The organism is Burkholderia sp. BCC0097, assembly GCF_902832985.1.
In the GTDB taxonomy this organism is placed as follows: Bacteria; Pseudomonadota; Gammaproteobacteria; order Burkholderiales; family Burkholderiaceae; genus Burkholderia; species Burkholderia orbicola.
Window position 1 is genome coordinate 408,043 of the sequence record NZ_CADFDM010000003.1, and the last position, 16,901, is coordinate 424,943.

Genomic DNA, 16,901 nt, shown 5'->3' on the forward strand with positions numbered 1-16,901 from the left:
CGCGCCGTGGCTCCTTGTCTACCCCTGTTCGTTGTCGTTCTTATTACCGGCGGCTGAATTTTCGCGCTTTACGGCCTCGGTGAGGAGGCGCAGGTATGGATTGTCCGGAGGCATTTCCTGGAACAGCGCTTCGGGAGCGCTCAGCAGGTAGCCGTGCAGTCGCCTGGATTTGCGCGGCCCCGTGACTTCGCAGGTCCAGATATTCAGCCCGCTGGCTTGCTTGCGGTGCAGGCCTAGCTTCTCGAAACGCTTCTGCACCCACTGCCATCCCTCCAGGTTCTCCGGTTTCGCCAGTGCGGCGATTTGCAGATGTTCCTGCGCATAGCGCTGGAAGACGCCGGGGCTCACCAGGTAGGCCGTTCCGGCGACGCTGTGCACCAAGGCTTTGGCGTCGTTGATGATGAGCTTGTGCGTCTGGATGCCCTGACGCAGCCAGGCCATGAAATGCTCGCCGGATGGCTCCGGCCGATCCTGAAATGGCGCGAGGCTTATCTGCGGCAGCACCGTAGGCGCCGGTGGCGAGGCAGGCTCGGGTTCGCTCGGGGCCTCCGGCGCTACGGGTGGGGCCGTGTCACTCAGCAGATCGAGCAGCGCAGCCACGCCGTTGTCGGTGGGCATAGGGACGGTCGGCGCGATGCTTGGTGGCGCCGTATCGGCGCTTTCCAAGCCTGGCGCTTCGGATGCCGGTGCCTGCGGTGTCGGCGCCCCTTGTTCCTCGTCGGCCTGCACGCGACCCGCGAACGGCGCCGGCCGGTCGGCCGCATCCCAGACCATGGCCGGAGACAGTTTCAGGAAGGTGAAGCTGTGCGACCAGCCGGCATCGCTGGTGACGGTGGCCTTCCAGATCGCCTTGCCGTCCGGTGTGGCCAAGGCGATGCCGTGATCCTGCAGCACGTTGAACACCGCCGTGTTGCTGGCCGGGATGCCGTCGATGCCCTGCGACAGCAGATGCGCGCGCAGCTTGTCCGAGACGGTCTTGCTCACCAGCCAGAGCGCGTCCTGGGTCAGCCAGCCATCCGAGGCCTGGGGCTGGTTCAGCTTGAATTCTTCCTTCAGGAGGTAGCGCAGGCCATCGAGCAGCTTGCGCTGCAGTGCGTGCCGGGGCGCTGCCAGGGCCTTGCTCGGATCGCCGCCGAGTTCCTGGGCGACGGATGCCTGGTCCGCCTGCACGACCAGTTCGCCGAGCATGCCGGCGTGCTCGTACTGGCCGGCCAGGACGTACAGCAGCGCGGCCCACAGGTCGGGGTAGTCGGCGAGCCAGTCGAAGATGCCCGGATCGAGCAGCCGGGCGTAGAGCAGCCCGGTGGCGGCGCTGTGCAGCCGGTATTCGCGCTCCCTGCGGTAGCGGAAGCGGTACGGCCGCCGCAGCGGGCCGTGCCAGGGATGCCAGACCGTGCCGTCCGCGTACTCGACGTGCAGGTCGACCGCGATCTTGCCGATGTCGTGCAGCAGCGCAGCATAGGCGGTGCCTGCGGTCCAGGCCTCGGCCTGGGCGGCTTGCGCCTCCGGCGTGGCGCCGGCGGGCAGCAGATGCGACTGCCGCAGCTTGAGCGCGTAGGCGACGATCTCCAGGCCGTGGTCCAGCATGCCGCCCGGATAGGCGTGGTGATGGGCCTCCGACGCGGGGAATTGCTGGACCAGCTCGGCGTAGCGTTCCAGCGGGGCGAGGTACAGCGTGGCGAACTGCCGGCGCGACAGCGAGGTGCGCTGCCAGATGTGTTCCAGCAGCTTCTGCCGGCGCGGCGTCGCCAGCAGCGATGCGGCCGGCTCCGGCCGCATCAGCCCTTTGCCGGGCTCGGCGGGAGGTTTGGGCGGTGGCGCACTGGCGGCAGGTGGCACCCGTTTGCGTTGGAACAGCGAGAGCATGGCGAACCCCAGACGGCGGGCCGGTCGGGAGAGCCTTTTGGCCTTTTCGGGTAGGGCCTTTCCCCTTGGCCCCATTCCCTTGCCCCTTCCCCAGCCCTTTGGCCTTTACGGAAACCTTTGGATATAGGGCAACGACGCCTGCCGAACCACAACCAATGCGGGTTTGGCCCAAGTCGGATTGATGCGGGAAGGCTGGCTGTGCCGCCCCTACGATGGAGCCGTTTCATCGACCGGACGGAGCACCATGCACACCCAGATTGACAAGGTAAGGAAATTTCCTTACCATCCAGGCATTGCCATCAGGAGTGCCGCCATGCCCGAAATCCACGAAGTCGCGACGCTGACCTCCAAGGGTCAGATCACGCTGCCCAAGTCCATCCGGCAAGCGCTGGGCGTGGACACCGGCGGCAAGGTGGCGTTCGACCTGCGCGGCGGCGAAGTCGTCGTGACCCGCGCCGACGCCGACCATGAAGACCCGGCCATCGGCGCCTTCCTGGGGCTGCTGGAAGCGGACATCCGGGCCGGGCGGCACGTCCAGTCCCTGCCGGACGATCTGGCGCGGGCCATGCTGGCCAACGCGCACCACGCGGTGAACCTCGATGAAGACATCGAAGGCGAAGTGGCGCTCTGATGCAGCGGCACGGTTGGACGCTCCTGTTCCACGAGGGCGTGATCGAGCAGTTGCGCAAGCTGCACGCGGCCGCGGAACGGGCCGAACAGAACGACCCGCAGGGGTTCGAGAGCAACGCCAACGTCAAGCTGTTCCGGGCGTTGAGCCAGTTGATCATGGATGTCGTGCCGAGCGATCCTGCGCGCGACGAATTCCGCCAGGGCAACACCTTGGGGCCGGCCTACCGGCACTGGCGGCGCGCAAAGATCGGGAGGCGGTTCCGGCTGTTCTTCCGCTTCGACTCCAAGGCCAAGGCGATCGTGTTCGCCTGGGTCAACGACGAGCAGACCTTGCGGTCGTCGGGCAGCAAGTCCGACCCCTATGCGGTGTTCGAGAAGATGTTGGGACGCGGCAACCCGCCGGACGATTGGGCGGCGCTGGTGGCCGCAAGCCAGGCCGACTGGCGCGCAGCAGACAAGGACTAGACCGCGGTTGAAGAACAGCACAGGTTTCAATCGCGACACGGACAGGGATCACAGCCACACGACAGGATGAACATGAGGTAGCCACCATGAAGACCGCCGCACAGACCACCTTCGCAGAACGCCTCGGCCGGACACTGGGCCGGGCGTGGAGAGGCTGCGCGCGTCTGGATCGGCGGGCGCAGGGCTGGCTGCTCGCGCAGGGATGGGCGCCTGGCATTGCCAAGGCCGCGCTGCTGGCCGTCAAGCTCGCTGCGATCGGTGTCCTGCTCTACACCGCGTTCTGGCTGGCACTGCTGCTTGCGTTCGCGCTGGTCGGCGCCTGGGTAGTCCGCAACGACGATGGGAGCTACGACGAGGAACACAAGCCGGAATGGCGATACGGCCCTGCCGGGTACGGCCTCTACACCCATGACGATTACCGGATCGACCCCCACGATCCAGAAGACGAGCAAGCCTAGAGGCGTTACTTCGCTGCTTTCATAGCGACACCCGCACCCCTGCCGCCAGCAGCTTGGGCATCCCTGGTTCCTGCCGCCAGCCCTTGAATTGCCGTTCCCGCGCGCACGCCTACCCAGCCCAGCGCAGCCACCCAGAAGGTAGGCAGCACGATGAACATCGTCGCCATGACGAAGTTCAGCAGCATGTCGCCGAAGGCGTTGTTCAGGCCGATCAGCGGATCGAAGTTGCTGTGCGGCCGGTTCGCGCCGAACCCCCAGCCGTAGAGCGCGTCGAGGATCGTGCTGTCCAGCCAGCGCGCGAGCTGGAACCAGAAGTCCACGAAGAACAGCGCGAACTGCACGCAGCTCACCGCGACCAGCGCCTTCAGCTCGTAGGTGCCGAAGACCAGCACCAGCGGGATGCAGATCACCAGCGCCATCTTGAGCAGCGACAGCACCATCGGCAGCGCCTGGCGTACCACGTCCATCGCCGGAAAGAAGCCCAGCGAGCCCATGGTCAGCCCCAGGTCGCCGGCGCCGCGCGTCACGACGTTGGGCAGCGTCTTCTCGATCTGGCCGCCGTAGTCGGTGTAGACCGAGCCCTGGTTCATCTTCTGCTGCCGCGGCGAGACCACGGCGCGGATCACCGAGTCGTTCACCTCGCTCTGCGACAGGAAGCCCGCCCAGCGGCCGATGCGCGTCAGCAGGTCGGGATCGACCTGGGCCAGCAGGCGCGCGCGCAGGCCGCTGCCGCCGTCCGACCACCACTGCCGGCACGTGGGGTAGCCCCCGCCGCTATCCACCTGGGCCAGCCCCGCATCGCGCGTCGCGTCGTAGGGCCAGGCCGTGCGTGGCGTGTTCGAGTGGTAGGTGTCGTAGAAGCCCGCGTTGTTCAGGAAGTAGCTCGAACCGATCCAGGTCACGTCATTCATCTGCTCGTCGGAGAGCGTGGGCCGAGACATGAACAGCTTGGCGCGCGAGGGGCCGTAGCAGTCATGCACGAAGTCGCCGACCTCCTGGGCCAGCACCGGGTCATCGATGCGCGTGGCATCCACGTCCATGCGCATCTGACGCAGATCCGTTCCGCAGGGGATGGCCGCCACCGCGCCGCCCGTCACCGCCTTCGAGATGGCGTGCATGAAGAACCACCACACCGGCACCAGCGCGCTCTGGTTGTTGAGCGTGGTGTAGGCGTTCGACCAGCCCGTGTCGGTGGGCTGCGGGACGCTGACCTGGCATTGCGCGGAGCGCGTCGTGTCGAACTTGATGGTGCTGAGGTCGACCGGAATGAAGGGGATGCCGGCGAACAGGATGACGACGATCGCCACCCACACGCGGTTCTCGATGCGCATCGATGACAGCACCCCCTTGTTGCCCTCGTCCGCACCCTCGGCCCGCGCGCGCAGCCATTCCTGCACCACCATGACCACGAAGGGCAGCGCGAATACGCCGCTGGCCACGAGGATGTTCCAGATGCCGTTGCTGACGATCCACCCGACCAGGGTCAGGTAATACTCCAGGTAGTCCGTTGTGTTGAGCGTCATGGCGTTCTCCAGGGCTCAGCCATTGCGCAGTAGCTGGCTGCCTTCGAGCAGCACGAGGGTGGCGACGGCCGCGATCTCGGCGCGCAGCAGGCGCTGATGGGTCTCGGCCAATGGCTCGCGTTCGCGCAGGCGCCGACGCATCCACCACCAGCCGTAGGCCGTCGCCGCGTAGAGCAGCAGCCGCCAGACGAGGAAGTGGCCCGAGTGCTCGCGCAGCCACTGCTCCCAGCCGTCGATGCTGCCGACGATGTGGAGGCCGACGACGTTCACGCCGACCGCGATGCCCGCCACCAGCAGCACCCACAGCAGCACGATGCCGACGCGGCGGCCGAGCAGCCGTGCCGGCCGCAGCCAGGCCCGGCTGGTCATGGCCCGCTCCGCGGCTTCTGCACTTCCTTGAGCCGGTCGCGCGTCGTGTCGCCCTCGAAGATGCCGCGCGAGCCCGCGGCGCGGGTGCCGTGGCGCTGCACGATCGCCATCGCCGAATTGCCGGCCAGCGTGCGCCGCAGCTCCAGCTCGGTCTTGAGGTTGTTGATCTCCTGCTCCAGCGCGTTGTTCTCCTGATCGACCGCCTTCACGGCCAGCTCGTTGGCGGCGACGTTCGGCTCCTTCTTGCCGGTCAGCAGCGTGCGCTGCAACAGCAGGGCCTTCTCCAGCACGCTCGACAGCGCGGCTTCGGACGCCAGGCGCTTGCCGAGCAGGTCTTGATCGGGCTCGTCGCGCAGCGCCTCGATCACGCCGCGCGTGATCGGCAGCGAGTTGCTGCCGGCGGCTTCGAGGTTTGCCACCGTCATCGGCGTCGAGCCCGTCACGAGGCCCTGCAGTGCCTGCAGCTTGGTCTCGTACTCTTCCTGGATCACCGGCGTCAGGCCGACGCCAGGCGTGGTCTGCGTCTTGGTGCAGGTCTCGCAGGTGCGTTGCTCGCGCTCGCCGAGCACGCGGGTTGCGAAGTCCGCTGCGGCCTGCGGCGAGGACCAAGTTTGGCAGGTCAGCCGGTTGCCGCAGGACGCGCGCGGGATGGATGAGGTGTCGCTGACGCCGCGGCTGTTGAGCAGGTTGTAGCCGGCACGGGTCACGTCGCCGACCACCTTGATGGAACCCTGGCCCGAGCCGCCCGCGTTGCCGCCGCCCACCCAGGGCACGCCGTTGTTGCCCTTGTTCGATTCGGCCTGCTCGACGGCGGACACCGCATCGGTGCTGCTCACCGCATCGCGCAGCGCGAAACCTTCGGCGAGCTGATCCCACCCGGCCTGGCCGCCGGCCATGTCCGCCATCCGGTTGGCCATCGCCTTGCACGTCAACTTGCTGCGGTCGAAATCGAGCCGAGCCTGCAGCACGCCGTTGGTCAGCAGGTTGTAGAGGCCCGGATCGGCGCGCTGGATGATCAGGGCCGGCAGCGACGCCACGGCGCTGGTGGCGCTCTGGATCACCGAGGACATGATCTGCTGAAAGCCATTGGTGAGGCCGTTCAACTGGTTCTGCAGCGTCGTCGTGATGCTCATGTTTCCGCAGATCAGGTTGCTGTTCCAGCCGATGCCCACGCCGATGCTCTGCATGTTCCCGGCGCCGCCCATGGACACGGCCCGGCCGCCGCCGATGCTGTAGAGCACGTCGTCGCCGATGACGCTGCCGCTCACGCCGACGCCGGTGGGGCTGATGCGGGTCTGCGCCCACGCGACGCCGGCTGCGGCCGTGACGGCGCAGGCGAGCGCGATGCTGAGCGCGTAGGGCCTGGCGCGCTGTGCGAAACGGGAGAGAGACGCTTTCATCGGAATACCTCAGAGGAAATCGACGCTGCCGAGGAAGACCTGCCCGCGGCGCTGGCAGCAGGCATAGGGCCGCCACAGCGCCCAGGCGTAGTCGCCTTGCTGGGCCTGCACGCGCGTGTTGGAGTGGGGGAACACGGCGCAGGAGTTGGAGAGGGTCGGCGTCAGCTCCTGCCACTTGCCGGTGGAGGCATCGCTCTCCACCAGGGCGCCGGCCGGCCAATAGCCGTCGCTCGAACTCGCGAGCAGCGGCTGGTAGACGTGCGGCTGCATGCGCCGCGTGACGACATCGCCCGCGCGCTGCGCGACGACGGCGCCGCTCTTGTAGTCGTCGGTCTGATGCAGGAAGCCGCCGCGCGGATAGACGTTGCCCCACAGGTTGAGCGTCGTGCGGCCGCCGATCTCGCGCATGCCGGGGATCACCGCCTCGGGGTACACCATCTCCGGGACGTTGTAGCGCCAGGCCAGCGTGTCGAGGGTGCTCAGCAGGTACGGCATGAAGGCCGTGCCTGCGCCCTGGCAGGCGTAGCCGGACGCGCTGGCGAACTGGCTGAACACCGAACCGCCGGGATGCCCGATCACGTCGGCGTTCTTGAACTTCGCCAGGTTGTTCTCGTTGTCGTGGTTCGTCGTCCCGTCGCCGCCGGCCTGCGCCGTGGGATTGGGCATGCTCATGGCGCGCACCTCGATCCACGGGTTCTCGCCGGTGTTGCTGTAGCTCGACACCACCGCGTCGGGAATGTAGTGGCGCACCTTCACCGAGGTGCGCACCGTGCAGCCCGTCCAGGTGCAGAACAGCCAGTAGCAGATGCCGACGACGCGATATTCCAGGCAGTCGGGCGACAGGGCCGAGGACACGATGGTAGCCGTGTTCAGCGCGAAGCTCGAAGCGGCGCCGCCGAGCAGCACCGAAGCGATGGCAAGGCGGGCCCGGCGCGACGACGCCGACAGCAGGCGGTTCATGGCTGTGCCCTCCGATGTGATTCGATGCGTGCCACGGCGCGCGCGACATCGGGCTCGCCGTAGACCACGTAGCGGCGATCGACCACCACGGCAGGCACCTTGGCCAGCCCCAAGCCCCAGGCATCGGCGACGCCCTGGTAGGCGCTGCCGATGCGGCGCTGTAGTGCCTGGCTGCCATCGCGCAGGCGTTGCTGCACGAGCGCGGCCGCGCGGCCCGGATCGGCAGGCAGGCCCGCGGCCAGTTCGGCCTCGATGCGCTCGGGCAGATCCAGCTCGATCACGCGCGCGCCGGATGCGGACTGCACGGGATGGCGGCTGTCGGTCACGACCAGCACGTCGGCTGCGGATGCGTCCTGGCCGAGCAGGCACAGCAGCAGCCCTCCCGCGCAGGCGATGCGCGTACACCGCAGCCGCGGGATGGGTTTCAAGAAGGGAGCCGTCATGGCGGGCGTCCTGGGAATGAGAGCAAGGCTCTAGTCGAACGCCGAAGGCAGTCCAACCGCGACAAGGAATGCGCACCGCGCGCGCTCCGCTTTGGGCAGACAGGCGAAAGAAAAGCGGCAGCCGAGGCTCCCGCGGGGACCAGGCGGTCAGCGGCGCTACAGCAGGCCGGATTCGGCGAAGGAGTACGGCGTGCCCTTGCCGACGATGAAGTAATCCACCACCCGGACATCGACTATCGCCAGGGCGGCTTTGAGCCGGTCGGTCAGCGCCTGATCGGCGGCCGAAGGCACGGTCATGCCAGATGGATGCTGGTGGGCCAGGATGACCGCCGAGGCGTTGAGGGCCAGGGCGCGCTGCACCAGCACCCGCGGGTACACCGAGGTTTGATCGACCGTGCCCTTGAACATCGGCTCGTAGGCGAGGACTTGGTGCTGAGAGTTGAGGAACACGACGGCGAAGACCTCGTTGGGCTCCGCGACCAGCTTCAGATGCAGGTAGTCGCGCACGGCGGCGGGACTGTTCAGCATCGGGCCGGCCTTGAAGATGCGTTGTTCCAGCAAGGCGATGGCCTGGCGGATGATCCAGTCTTCGTGCTGGGCGGCGATCAGGCTGAGCGACTCGGGACGCGAGTCGGCGACGACATAGGACATGGCGAACCTCCACGGGATGAAGTCGGAGGACGCCTGTCCCGGGAGGGACAAACCCTCCGGGGACGATGAAGAACAAGCGGCAGAAGAGCGGGCATCCGCCACCGCATGCACAGTGGCTGTTCGCGTCCAGGGATGCGCAGCGAACGGGGTCGATCAGCACGGCCAAGCCGCGTCGTAGCCTTGAAGATCGTGGCTACCTGGGCATGTCTCCGAGAGACTCGGCAGGCATTTCCTTCGATGCGGGCTCGGCCGCTGCACTGGCCGCCAGCAGGTCGATCGCGGACAGCAAGGCATCTCCTTCGACCGGGCCGTGCAGCAGCAGCGTCTTGCCGGACTGGCGATCCTGCAGGCGCAGCGTGGGCGTGACCTTGATGCCCTCCTGCGCCGCGCTCGCCGACTGTGCGCGGATCAGCGCATCGGGGCGGTCGCTGTCGAGGCACTGCTGCGCGGCCGGCGTGAGGTCGGGATAGCGCAGGCCCTCGGGCAGGCCCTGACCGTCGCCGCGGGTGTGCGTGTAGACCCACTCGGCGGCCTGCCAGAACGCGGCCTGGCCGCCGGCCTCGCCGACGCACTCCACCAGGCGCGCACCGGCAGACGCGGCCGGCTCGTGCAACGGCAACGGCAGGTGATGCCATTGCCAGCTCACGTCCGGGTGCGCGTCGATCCAGCGCTTGAGCACTGCGAAGTAGGCGCGGCAGAACGGGCATTCGAGGTCGGCGTACTCGACCACCGTGAAGCGCGCATCGGCGCGGCCATAGCGCCAGGGCGGGCCGGCTGGTGCCGTTGCCGGCGCAGGCGTTGCTTCTGCCGAAGGAAAATCGGGTTCGGCGGGCGGCGACTGCGGCCGCAGGCCGAGCCATGCGGCCGTTGTCAGGGCCGCGGCCATCAGCAGCGCGACGACAAGGACGGTGCGGGACGGCGCGAAGCGAGGGATGCGCATCGTGGACTCCCCGTCACGCCAGCGCATCGAGCACCAGCGGCTCGATGCTGCGGGCGCGGTCGATCTTCTCGGCGATCTTGAAAGCGGCGTCCAGTTCGCCGATGCCGTACTGCTGCATCAACTGGAAACGCTCGGCCTTCTCTTCCGGCTCGGTCTGAGCCAGCGCCAGGTACAGGCTGGGCGGCACCGCGCGGAATAGCACTTCCATGCTCTTGGAAAGGATCACGCCCTCGCTGAACTTGCCGGCCTCCTTGCGGGCCGACAGCATCAGCGCCTTCTGCGCCGCGTTCAGCTCGCGAAAGCGCGCGATCTTCTCCACCTCGTCGGGCGGCATCGAGAGGCAGATCCACCACTCGATCATGTTGAGCATGGGCTCGGCGGCCTTGGGCAGGTCGTCGATGTTCTGCGTCGCCAGCCAGTACCAGGCGCCGAGCTTGCGCCACATCTTCGTGATCTTGACGACGTAGGGCGCAAGCAGCGGGTTCTTGGTGATGATGTGCCCCTCGTCCGTCACGTTGATGATCGGCCGGCCGAGGAACTGGTCGCGCTCGGCGATGTTGTTGACCGTGTTGATAAGGCTGATGTAGGCGATGGAAAGCTGCGCGTTGTAGCCCTCGCGTGCGAAGGTCGCCAGATCGACGATGGTGATGTCGGCCTCGGGCCAGGGCGTGCCGGGCCGGTCGAACATCTCGCCGTCCACGCCCTGGCAGAACATATCCATCGCGTCGGCCATTTCCAGCAGCCGCGCGCGCCGCACCTCGGGTAGTGCCGTATCGCGGGCGCGCTCGCGCAGCGCATCGCGCACGTCGCGCGTCAGGACGGTGCGCTGGTTGGCCACGCAACGCTGGGCCGCATCGAGGATGCACTGGCGGATCAGGCTGCGGTCGGCGCGCGTCATGCGCGCCTCTTCCTTGTCCTCGCCGCCGGTGATCATCAGCCGCGCGGTGATTTCCAGTTCCCCCAGCACGTCACGCTGCTCGTCGGCATCCGCTGCCTGTGCCGCTTCGTCGCGGTCCTCGTCCAGGGCGTCGGCATCCAGCGTCTGCACCTGGCTGGGCGTTTCCACCAGCCGGTGGGCGTCGGCGAACGGCGCGAGGCTCACCCCGGCACCGGGGGCCAGCTTAACGCGATGCACCTTCATGCCTAGCCGCGCCGCGAAGTCGCCGAACAGGCCGAAGCTGTTGCCCGCCTCGACGATGAACAGCCGCGGCCGGTAGATCGCCGTCACCTGGTTCAGGATGTTGTTGAGCGTGGCGCTTTTGCCCGAGCCGGTGGGACCGAACAGGAACAGGTGAGCGTTCATCTGCCGGTCGAGCCGGTTCAGCGGGTCGAAGGTGATCGGCCCGCCGCCGCGGTTGAAGAACGTGATGCCCGGATTGCCGGTGCCCTGGCTGCGGCCCCACACCGGCGCGAGGTTCGCCGCGTGCTGCGCGAACATCAGTTGCGTGTACCACTGGCGCTTGTCGGTGGCCGGATCGAACACGCACGGGAGCCAGCGCAGGTAGCTGTTGAGCGGCGCCACCTCGTCTTCCTCGCGCACCGGCTGCAGGCCGGCGTTGAGCATGACGTTGACCAGTTGCAGGCCGCGGGCGTCGAGCTGCGCGAGGTCGCGTCCGCGCAGATAGAAGGCAAGCGCACCGCGGTAGAGCTTGTGCGCGCTGCCGATCAGCCCGCGCGCTTCCTGCACGTCGCGGCGCGTCTGCTCCGAAGCCAGCGTCTCGCCGACCGACTTCTTGCTCAGGTGGTTCAGGTGCCCTTCGAGCACGTCCTGCGGCGTCGCGACGACGGTCAGGCACATCACCGTGTCCTCGGGCATCTGGTCGAACAGCGCGTTGACGGCATCGCCGCCCTTGCGCGTTTCGCCGGTGACGTGGCCGGTCGCAGGCGGCATGCGCAACCGGTCCATCACGATGATCCGGTGCGGCATGCCGTCGAGCAGCCACGTGCCGTTCGCCACGTCCGAGCGCGGCTGGCCGAAGAACAGGCGCTGCGCGAAGTCTCCGCTGGCCAGCTCGATCTCGCCGTCTTCGACTGCCTCGGGGTAGCGCGTGAGCGCATAGAAGCGCTCGCGGTCGTCGGCGCTGGGGCCGAGCAGCGTCGGGTGCGGGTTGAACCAGCGCAGCAGCCAGTCGTGGATGTCGGCCGCCTCCATGCGGCGGGATTTCACGCCCGCGTTGGCGAGGCCGCCCACGAGCCGGTCGCAGATCGTCGTCAACGCCTGCTCGGGGGACTGGCCGCGCCGCGATGCGGTCGTAGCGTTCGCGCGCCGGTAGACCACCATTCGCACGCGCCGGACCTGGCCGCGCCACGGCAGCCGCGTCACCGTGGTGTCCTCGAACAGCCCGCCGGGCTTGGCAATGGCGCGCAGGTGGTGCCCAAAGAAACGCAGGTAGAAGTCCGTGAAGGCGCTGCCCTGGGCGCGCGGCCGCACATAGTCGGCCAGCCCGCGCAGGTAGGTGTCCCAGGTCGATTCGTCCTGGGCGTAGAGCTGCACGACCCACGGGTTCTCGTCGAGTTCGTCGAACGAGTCCTGCAGCGCGTTCTCCAGTGCATCGCGTGCCTGCCACAGCCAGGCCATCTCACGGCCTTCGGTGCCGACCGGGGCCAGTTCGAAGAAGCCCGCAACCGACTGGCCGTCTTCCAGCAACATGCTCTTGGAGCCGGGCAGGTACTCCATCCACGGCAACAGGTCGGCGAAGGACGGTGCCACGCCGTAGAGCGCCTGCAGGTCCGCTTCGGTGGTCGGCGGGCGCGGCTGGCTGCCCATCGCGCTGCCGGGCTCGGGAATGCCGTGCGCGGCCAGCGTCGAGACATGCTGCGACCAGGCGTCATCGGCATCCAGGTCGGGGCCGGCGGGCGTGACGGCCTTGCGTGCCCAGGGCAACGACCAAGCCATCAGTAGTCCTCCAGGCGCTCGCCAGGCATCGCGTACTGCACGCGCTGGTAGAGCGGGAACACGGTGGTGTAGCCGGGCACGGGCACCGGGTCGGTGCCGGCCAGGTGCGGGAACACGTACATCACTAGGTCCGGGTTCGGCAGGCGTCGGAACTGGCGGTAAATCTCGTTGGCCGCGGTGCGCGTGTAGGCGGCAGCGGCGGCGGGCACCGCCTGCACGTCGGCCTCGGTCAGCGGCCGGCGCAAGTCCTGGCGTGCATCGAGCAGTTGCCGCGCTGCTTGCCCACCACCGGCGCTGCCGCCCGTCTCCTGATTCCACACGTCGAGCATGGTGTGATCGCCGTGCGGCAGCAACTTGTCCTTGCTGGTGGCGCAGCCGCCCAGCACCAGGACCGCGCACAGGATCGCGGCCGATTCAATCCAAATCCGACGCATGCTTGCCTCCGATGCGTTGATTGACCCGGCGCCCCTTGGCGTCGTAGTCGATGTTGAGCGGCTGCTCCAGATGCACCGCGACCTTGGCGCCGGGCCGCACGTAGACGGCGGCGAAGGCTTGGCCGTAAAGCTTGTTGACCCAATCGGCCATGTCGCGGACGCCCCCGGCCAGGATGCGGCCCATCGCCTCGTTGCCGCTGATGCCTACCGTGCCAAGCGAGCCGTTGCTGTTAGCGACCACGGCCACGCTGCCGTTGTCCGACTTGATCAGTGAAGCGGCGCCGGCGCCGGCCGCGGTGATGAGGGCTTGCGAACCCAGGTACTGCTGCGCGTTGCTGCGCCGTTCGCCGCTGACGCAGGGGATGCCGTAGGGATCGCTGATCCAGCCCAGGCCGCCTTGCGTCGTGCTGTTTGCACCATTGCCCTGGCCGCCGCCGCTCTGGTTGCGGTTGCCGTCCTCCGGCATCGTGCGCACCGTGCCGTCGTTGAAGACGAACGTCACCGAGCGAATCTGGCCGCGCACGCAGGAAAGCGTCCAGTCGCCCGAGGCCGTGCCGCTGACCACCGCGCCCGCCACGTCGGGAATGTCGATGCCGTTGGCGGTGAGGTTGTCCGGGCCGATCAGCACCTTGAAGGGGTACGGGTCGTTGACCGTGCCGTCGATCGGCACGCGGCCGATCAGCGCGGTCATCGCGATGGAGCCCATCAGCGTCGAGTTCGACGGCACCGTGTAGACCGGCTTGGACGACGTGCCCACGGCGCGGCTGCCTGCATCCGCGACGGTGCTGGCCACGTTGTCGGCCGTGTCGGAAAGCGTCTTCTGCGCCGGCCCGAAGCTGGTCGGAAAGTTCAGGCCGCCGCTGCTGCCGTTCTTCGCCGAAGGCTTCGCATCGTCCGGTTCCACCCAGCGCGTGCCGCTGGTGCTGCGCGCGGCGCCGCCCTGGCTGCCGCTGAAGCCCTTGCCGTCGCCGTCCTCCAGGCCGAGCCCGACCGGCAGATCGGCCTGGCCGCCCTTGCCGGAAAGCCCATCCAGGCGCCGCTGCAGGTCTTGCAGCAGGCCCTGGGTCTGCTGGCGGTCGCCGGCCAACTGCTCGCGGTCCTGCTGCAGGCGGCCGCGTTCACCATCCAGCGCGGACTGGATGCGCTGGTCGATCGCGCTTTCCCGCGCGCGCATACGCTCGTTCTCGCTCTTCTGGTTCTTGTTGTCGTTGAGCGCCGTCTGCAGCTCGTTGCGCAACTGCTTGACCTGGGCCACCAGTGTGGCAACGGTATCGCGCGGCGTGTCGCCCTCGATGCCCAGCGCCTTCATCTCTTCGGGCGTGAGCGAGTTGGCGCTGCCGGCCGGAACGGGCTTGGCGCCGCGATCCCCGGAGAACATCTTGATGCCGACGAACAGCAGCACCAGCGCCATCGGGATCAGCAGCCACTTCAGGAGGGGGTTACTTTTCATGGCGGGCACCTCCTTCGGCCTGGCCGGCCGCCGCGGCCGGCGGCAGGTTCACCGTCGCGTCGATCGGTGAGAGCTTGGGCAGCAGCGACTCGGCCAGGCCGTGGCCACGGGTCACGAGGTAGACCACCGTGGTGTCGGCGGCGCGGCCGGCCGGCGCCAGATTCGGGTGCTGGAAGGTCGCGGCGAGAAAGTCGCCCTGCAGCGCGCGGGGATCGAGGTCGAGCCAGCGCCCGGAGGCGTTGGTGAGCTTCACCGCCGTCACCCACTGGTCTTCGAGCCGCCAAGCGGCCAGCGCCTGCGCACGCACCGGCAGTGTGGGCAGCAAGGTGGAAAGCTCCAGCCCACGGCGCAGATTGACGCGGCCGAGGCCGGGAACGGGCTCCACGGTGCGCAGCGGCGCGTAGAGGTTCTGCGCCGCATAGCGCGTGAGCACAACCGCCACCGGCGTGGCGCGCTTCGCTGCGGGTACGGTGCGCTCCGCATCGTCGTCCGCCGGCTTGGCCGGCTCGCCGTAGCGCGTCGCCGGCACGTCGCCTTCGACGATGCGCACGGGTTCGAGTGCAGGCTGGCCCGCCTTCGCCGGCTCGGCCGCGATGTCCAGCAGGATCAGCGCGCCCGACTCCACGTCCTGCAGTTGCAGCCGTGTGGGCGGGATCGGCGCGCTCGCGCGCAGGTAGATCGCGCCACCAGCGCTCTGCACGCGCAACTGCTCGCCAACCGTGGGCGGCACACCGATGCGCACGTTGCGCTCGATGAACACCACGCGCTCCTGGCCGACCACCAGCGGCACCGCCAGCGGCAGGCGCTCCCAGCGCAGGATTTCGACGGCATGGGCCGCAGGCACGAAGGCCAGGCACAGCAGCAGGCCAGCCAGGGCCGCCGCAGATGAACGCTTCACGAGGGACTTCATGGGGTGTCTCCCTGCAAGTTGGAGCCGGCGCTTGCGGCCCGGCCGGGCGGCGCCGCAGGCGGCGGGGTCTCGATGCGCTCCGGCGCGCGTGCATGGCAGTCCAGCGCCAGGCCGAAGGGGTTGCGCTCGGGGTCCACGTCCATGCGCACAACCTTGAGTGCATAGCGCACGAGCGCGCGCTTGACCTGCTCGGCGCCCAGGTACTCGTCGGCGCTCACGTCCAGCGTGACGATCCAGTTGTTGGCCGACACGGTGCGCACGCGCATGGCCGGCTCGTCGCCGTAGCCGCGGCCGGGAATCTCGTAGATGCCGCGCACGCGCTGGCGTAGCTCGCCGTTGCTGCGCCGGAATTCGTAGTCCTGCTGCAGGAAGGCACGGCAGCTCGGCGTGAAGTACGCAGACAGTGCATGCAGGTTGCGCGGGTAGTCCTGCTCGCCATTGGTCGGCCAGCGCTGGGCCTGCTGCCAAATGTAGAAGGTGAAGGCGTAGACGCTCTCCGGCGGCACGTCCCACCACTTGCGCGTGCTGCCCGAGCGCAGGTCGGGTGGCACGTGGATGGTCAGGCTCTTGGGTGCGCTCCACCAGCCGAAGCCGAGCAGCAGCGCCACGACGAACAGTGCGGCGCCAGCCAGGCGCAAGGTCTTCACATGCGCCTGCAGGTGCGCGACCTCGTTCTTGAATCGGCTCATGGTCTACCTCGACGCAGGGACGGATCGGGCCGCAGGCGCCGCGTGGACCACCAGCCCGACCGGGTGATGAGCTGGCCCCCGCCCGCATGCGCAGCCAGCGCGGGGTAGCGCAGCGCGAGGCGCCACTGGAGCTGGCGGTACAGCCAGGTGTCGGGCCGGCCGCGCTTCCACCGCCGCAGCAGGCCGCCGCCCACGAAGACACCGACACCGATGCCGGCGACGATCAGCGTGGGCACCATCGCGATGCTGTGCGTCAGCCAGGCCAGCGGTACGCCGGCCACGAGACCGGCCGCGCCGGACAGCCCGGCGCAGACCCACAGCTCGTCGGCCGTGAGCCCGCGCACGACCACCGGGTGGCGGTTGAGGCGGTGCGGCAGGAAGGTCACGAGCCCGTCGCGCGACGGACTCTCCAGGGCGCCGGCCATCGTTGCCGGGCCTTACAGGACGCCGGTAGCCTTGGTCAGCAGCCAGATGCCGACGACCAGCAGGATCGCGCCCACCGCGACGGTCAACCCGAACTGCCCCCACGTTGCGCGGCCGGTGTGGATCTCGGCGTAGCGCGTGTAGGCGTGGTAGCAGACGCCGACGAACATCGAGGCGACGACGAGCAGCGCGATCAGCAGCACGATGTCGTAGCCGTAGTTTTGCAGCGTCTGCATGATGCCGCTGCCGGTGCCGCGCGACGGGTCTTCCAGCGTGGGAAGGTCGGCGAACGACGGCAGCGGCGTGGCGGCGATGCCCAGCGGGATCAGCAGCGCGGCGATGCGCGCGGCGGGCCGCGACGTGGGACGGCGAGAAGTAGCGGGAGCGTTCATGG

General features: G+C 68.5%; 18 protein-coding genes. 3 read left to right on the forward strand and 15 right to left on the reverse strand.

Annotated elements, in window-relative coordinates; genetic code table 11:
- Positions 1–18: 18 nt before the first annotated feature.
- Positions 19–1,866, reverse strand: a complete 1,848-nt coding sequence (mobH, locus tag HWX07_RS11565; RefSeq protein ID WP_031329115.1) for a MobH family relaxase — start codon at positions 1,864–1,866, stop codon at positions 19–21.
- Positions 1,867–2,179: 313 nt separating this feature from the next.
- Between mobH and HWX07_RS11570 the strand changes: the two genes are divergently transcribed.
- The 3 genes from HWX07_RS11570 to HWX07_RS11580 all read left to right on the forward strand — a co-directional run bounded on the left by HWX07_RS11570 (position 2,180) and on the right by HWX07_RS11580 (position 3,419).
- Complete coding sequence (locus HWX07_RS11570) at positions 2,180–2,497, forward strand: type II toxin-antitoxin system PrlF family antitoxin (protein WP_003454724.1); 318 nt, start codon at positions 2,180–2,182, stop codon at positions 2,495–2,497.
- Complete coding sequence (locus HWX07_RS11575; protein ID WP_003454727.1) at positions 2,497–2,961, forward strand: type II toxin-antitoxin system YhaV family toxin; 465 nt, start codon at positions 2,497–2,499, stop codon at positions 2,959–2,961. The genes HWX07_RS11570 and HWX07_RS11575 overlap by 1 nt, the downstream gene beginning before the upstream one ends.
- Positions 2,962–3,047: 86 nt before the next feature.
- Positions 3,048–3,419, forward strand: a complete 372-nt coding sequence (locus HWX07_RS11580; RefSeq protein ID WP_003454730.1) for a DUF3742 family protein — start codon at positions 3,048–3,050, stop codon at positions 3,417–3,419.
- 5 nt (positions 3,420–3,424) lie between these two features.
- Here the strand turns inward: HWX07_RS11580 and HWX07_RS11585 are convergent, their stop codons facing one another.
- The 14 genes from HWX07_RS11585 to HWX07_RS11650 all read right to left on the reverse strand — a co-directional run bounded on the left by HWX07_RS11585 (position 3,425) and on the right by HWX07_RS11650 (position 16,899).
- A complete protein-coding gene (locus HWX07_RS11585; protein ID WP_003454733.1) occupies positions 3,425–4,942 on the reverse strand; it encodes a conjugal transfer protein TraG N-terminal domain-containing protein in 1,518 nt (505 codons plus the stop codon).
- A 15-nt stretch (positions 4,943–4,957) separates the two neighbouring features.
- Entirely contained in the window at positions 4,958–5,311 is a 354-nt protein-coding gene (locus HWX07_RS11590) for a hypothetical protein (protein WP_004265620.1), read from the reverse strand.
- Positions 5,308–6,711 (reverse strand): integrating conjugative element protein, encoded by a 1,404-nt coding sequence (locus HWX07_RS11595; RefSeq protein WP_003454739.1) that lies wholly within the window; start codon positions 6,709–6,711, stop codon positions 5,308–5,310. Before HWX07_RS11595 ends, HWX07_RS11590 begins: the two co-directional genes overlap by 4 nt.
- 9 nt (positions 6,712–6,720) lie before the next feature.
- Positions 6,721–7,671 (reverse strand): TIGR03756 family integrating conjugative element protein, encoded by a 951-nt coding sequence (locus HWX07_RS11600; protein ID WP_003454742.1) that lies wholly within the window; start codon positions 7,669–7,671, stop codon positions 6,721–6,723.
- Positions 7,668–8,114, reverse strand: a complete 447-nt coding sequence (locus HWX07_RS11605; RefSeq protein ID WP_003454745.1) for a TIGR03757 family integrating conjugative element protein — start codon at positions 8,112–8,114, stop codon at positions 7,668–7,670. Before HWX07_RS11605 ends, HWX07_RS11600 begins: the two co-directional genes overlap by 4 nt.
- A gap of 156 nt (positions 8,115–8,270) precedes the next feature.
- Positions 8,271–8,765 (reverse strand): JAB domain-containing protein, encoded by a 495-nt coding sequence (locus tag HWX07_RS11610; RefSeq protein ID WP_004265610.1) that lies wholly within the window; start codon positions 8,763–8,765, stop codon positions 8,271–8,273.
- A 193-nt stretch (positions 8,766–8,958) separates the two neighbouring features.
- Entirely contained in the window at positions 8,959–9,705 is a 747-nt protein-coding gene (locus tag HWX07_RS11615; RefSeq protein ID WP_003454752.1) for a thioredoxin domain-containing protein, read from the reverse strand.
- Positions 9,706–9,718: 13 nt separating this feature from the next.
- The gene (locus HWX07_RS11620; RefSeq protein WP_004265608.1) at positions 9,719–12,601 is read right to left on the reverse strand and encodes a conjugative transfer ATPase; all 2,883 of its coding nucleotides are present in this window, start codon (positions 12,599–12,601) and stop codon (positions 9,719–9,721) included.
- A complete protein-coding gene (locus HWX07_RS11625; RefSeq protein WP_004265606.1) occupies positions 12,601–13,035 on the reverse strand; it encodes a TIGR03751 family conjugal transfer lipoprotein in 435 nt (144 codons plus the stop codon). The genes HWX07_RS11620 and HWX07_RS11625 overlap by 1 nt, the downstream gene beginning before the upstream one ends.
- Positions 13,016–14,485: a TIGR03752 family integrating conjugative element protein gene (locus tag HWX07_RS11630; RefSeq protein WP_031329113.1), complete on the reverse strand. Its 1,470-nt coding sequence runs from the start codon at positions 14,483–14,485 to the stop codon at positions 13,016–13,018. The genes HWX07_RS11625 and HWX07_RS11630 overlap by 20 nt, the downstream gene beginning before the upstream one ends.
- Positions 14,475–15,383: a TIGR03749 family integrating conjugative element protein gene (locus tag HWX07_RS11635; RefSeq protein WP_031329112.1), complete on the reverse strand. Its 909-nt coding sequence runs from the start codon at positions 15,381–15,383 to the stop codon at positions 14,475–14,477. The genes HWX07_RS11630 and HWX07_RS11635 overlap by 11 nt, the downstream gene beginning before the upstream one ends.
- Positions 15,384–15,391: 8 nt before the next feature.
- Positions 15,392–16,084 (reverse strand): PFL_4703 family integrating conjugative element protein, encoded by a 693-nt coding sequence (locus HWX07_RS11640; protein WP_003454780.1) that lies wholly within the window; start codon positions 16,082–16,084, stop codon positions 15,392–15,394.
- On the reverse strand, positions 16,081–16,509 hold the full coding sequence (locus HWX07_RS11645) for a TIGR03750 family conjugal transfer protein (RefSeq protein ID WP_003454784.1): 429 nt from the start codon (positions 16,507–16,509) through the stop codon (positions 16,081–16,083). The genes HWX07_RS11640 and HWX07_RS11645 overlap by 4 nt, the downstream gene beginning before the upstream one ends.
- A gap of 12 nt (positions 16,510–16,521) precedes the next feature.
- On the reverse strand, positions 16,522–16,899 hold the full coding sequence (locus tag HWX07_RS11650) for a TIGR03745 family integrating conjugative element membrane protein (RefSeq protein WP_003454787.1): 378 nt from the start codon (positions 16,897–16,899) through the stop codon (positions 16,522–16,524).
- Positions 16,900–16,901 lie beyond the last annotated feature (2 nt).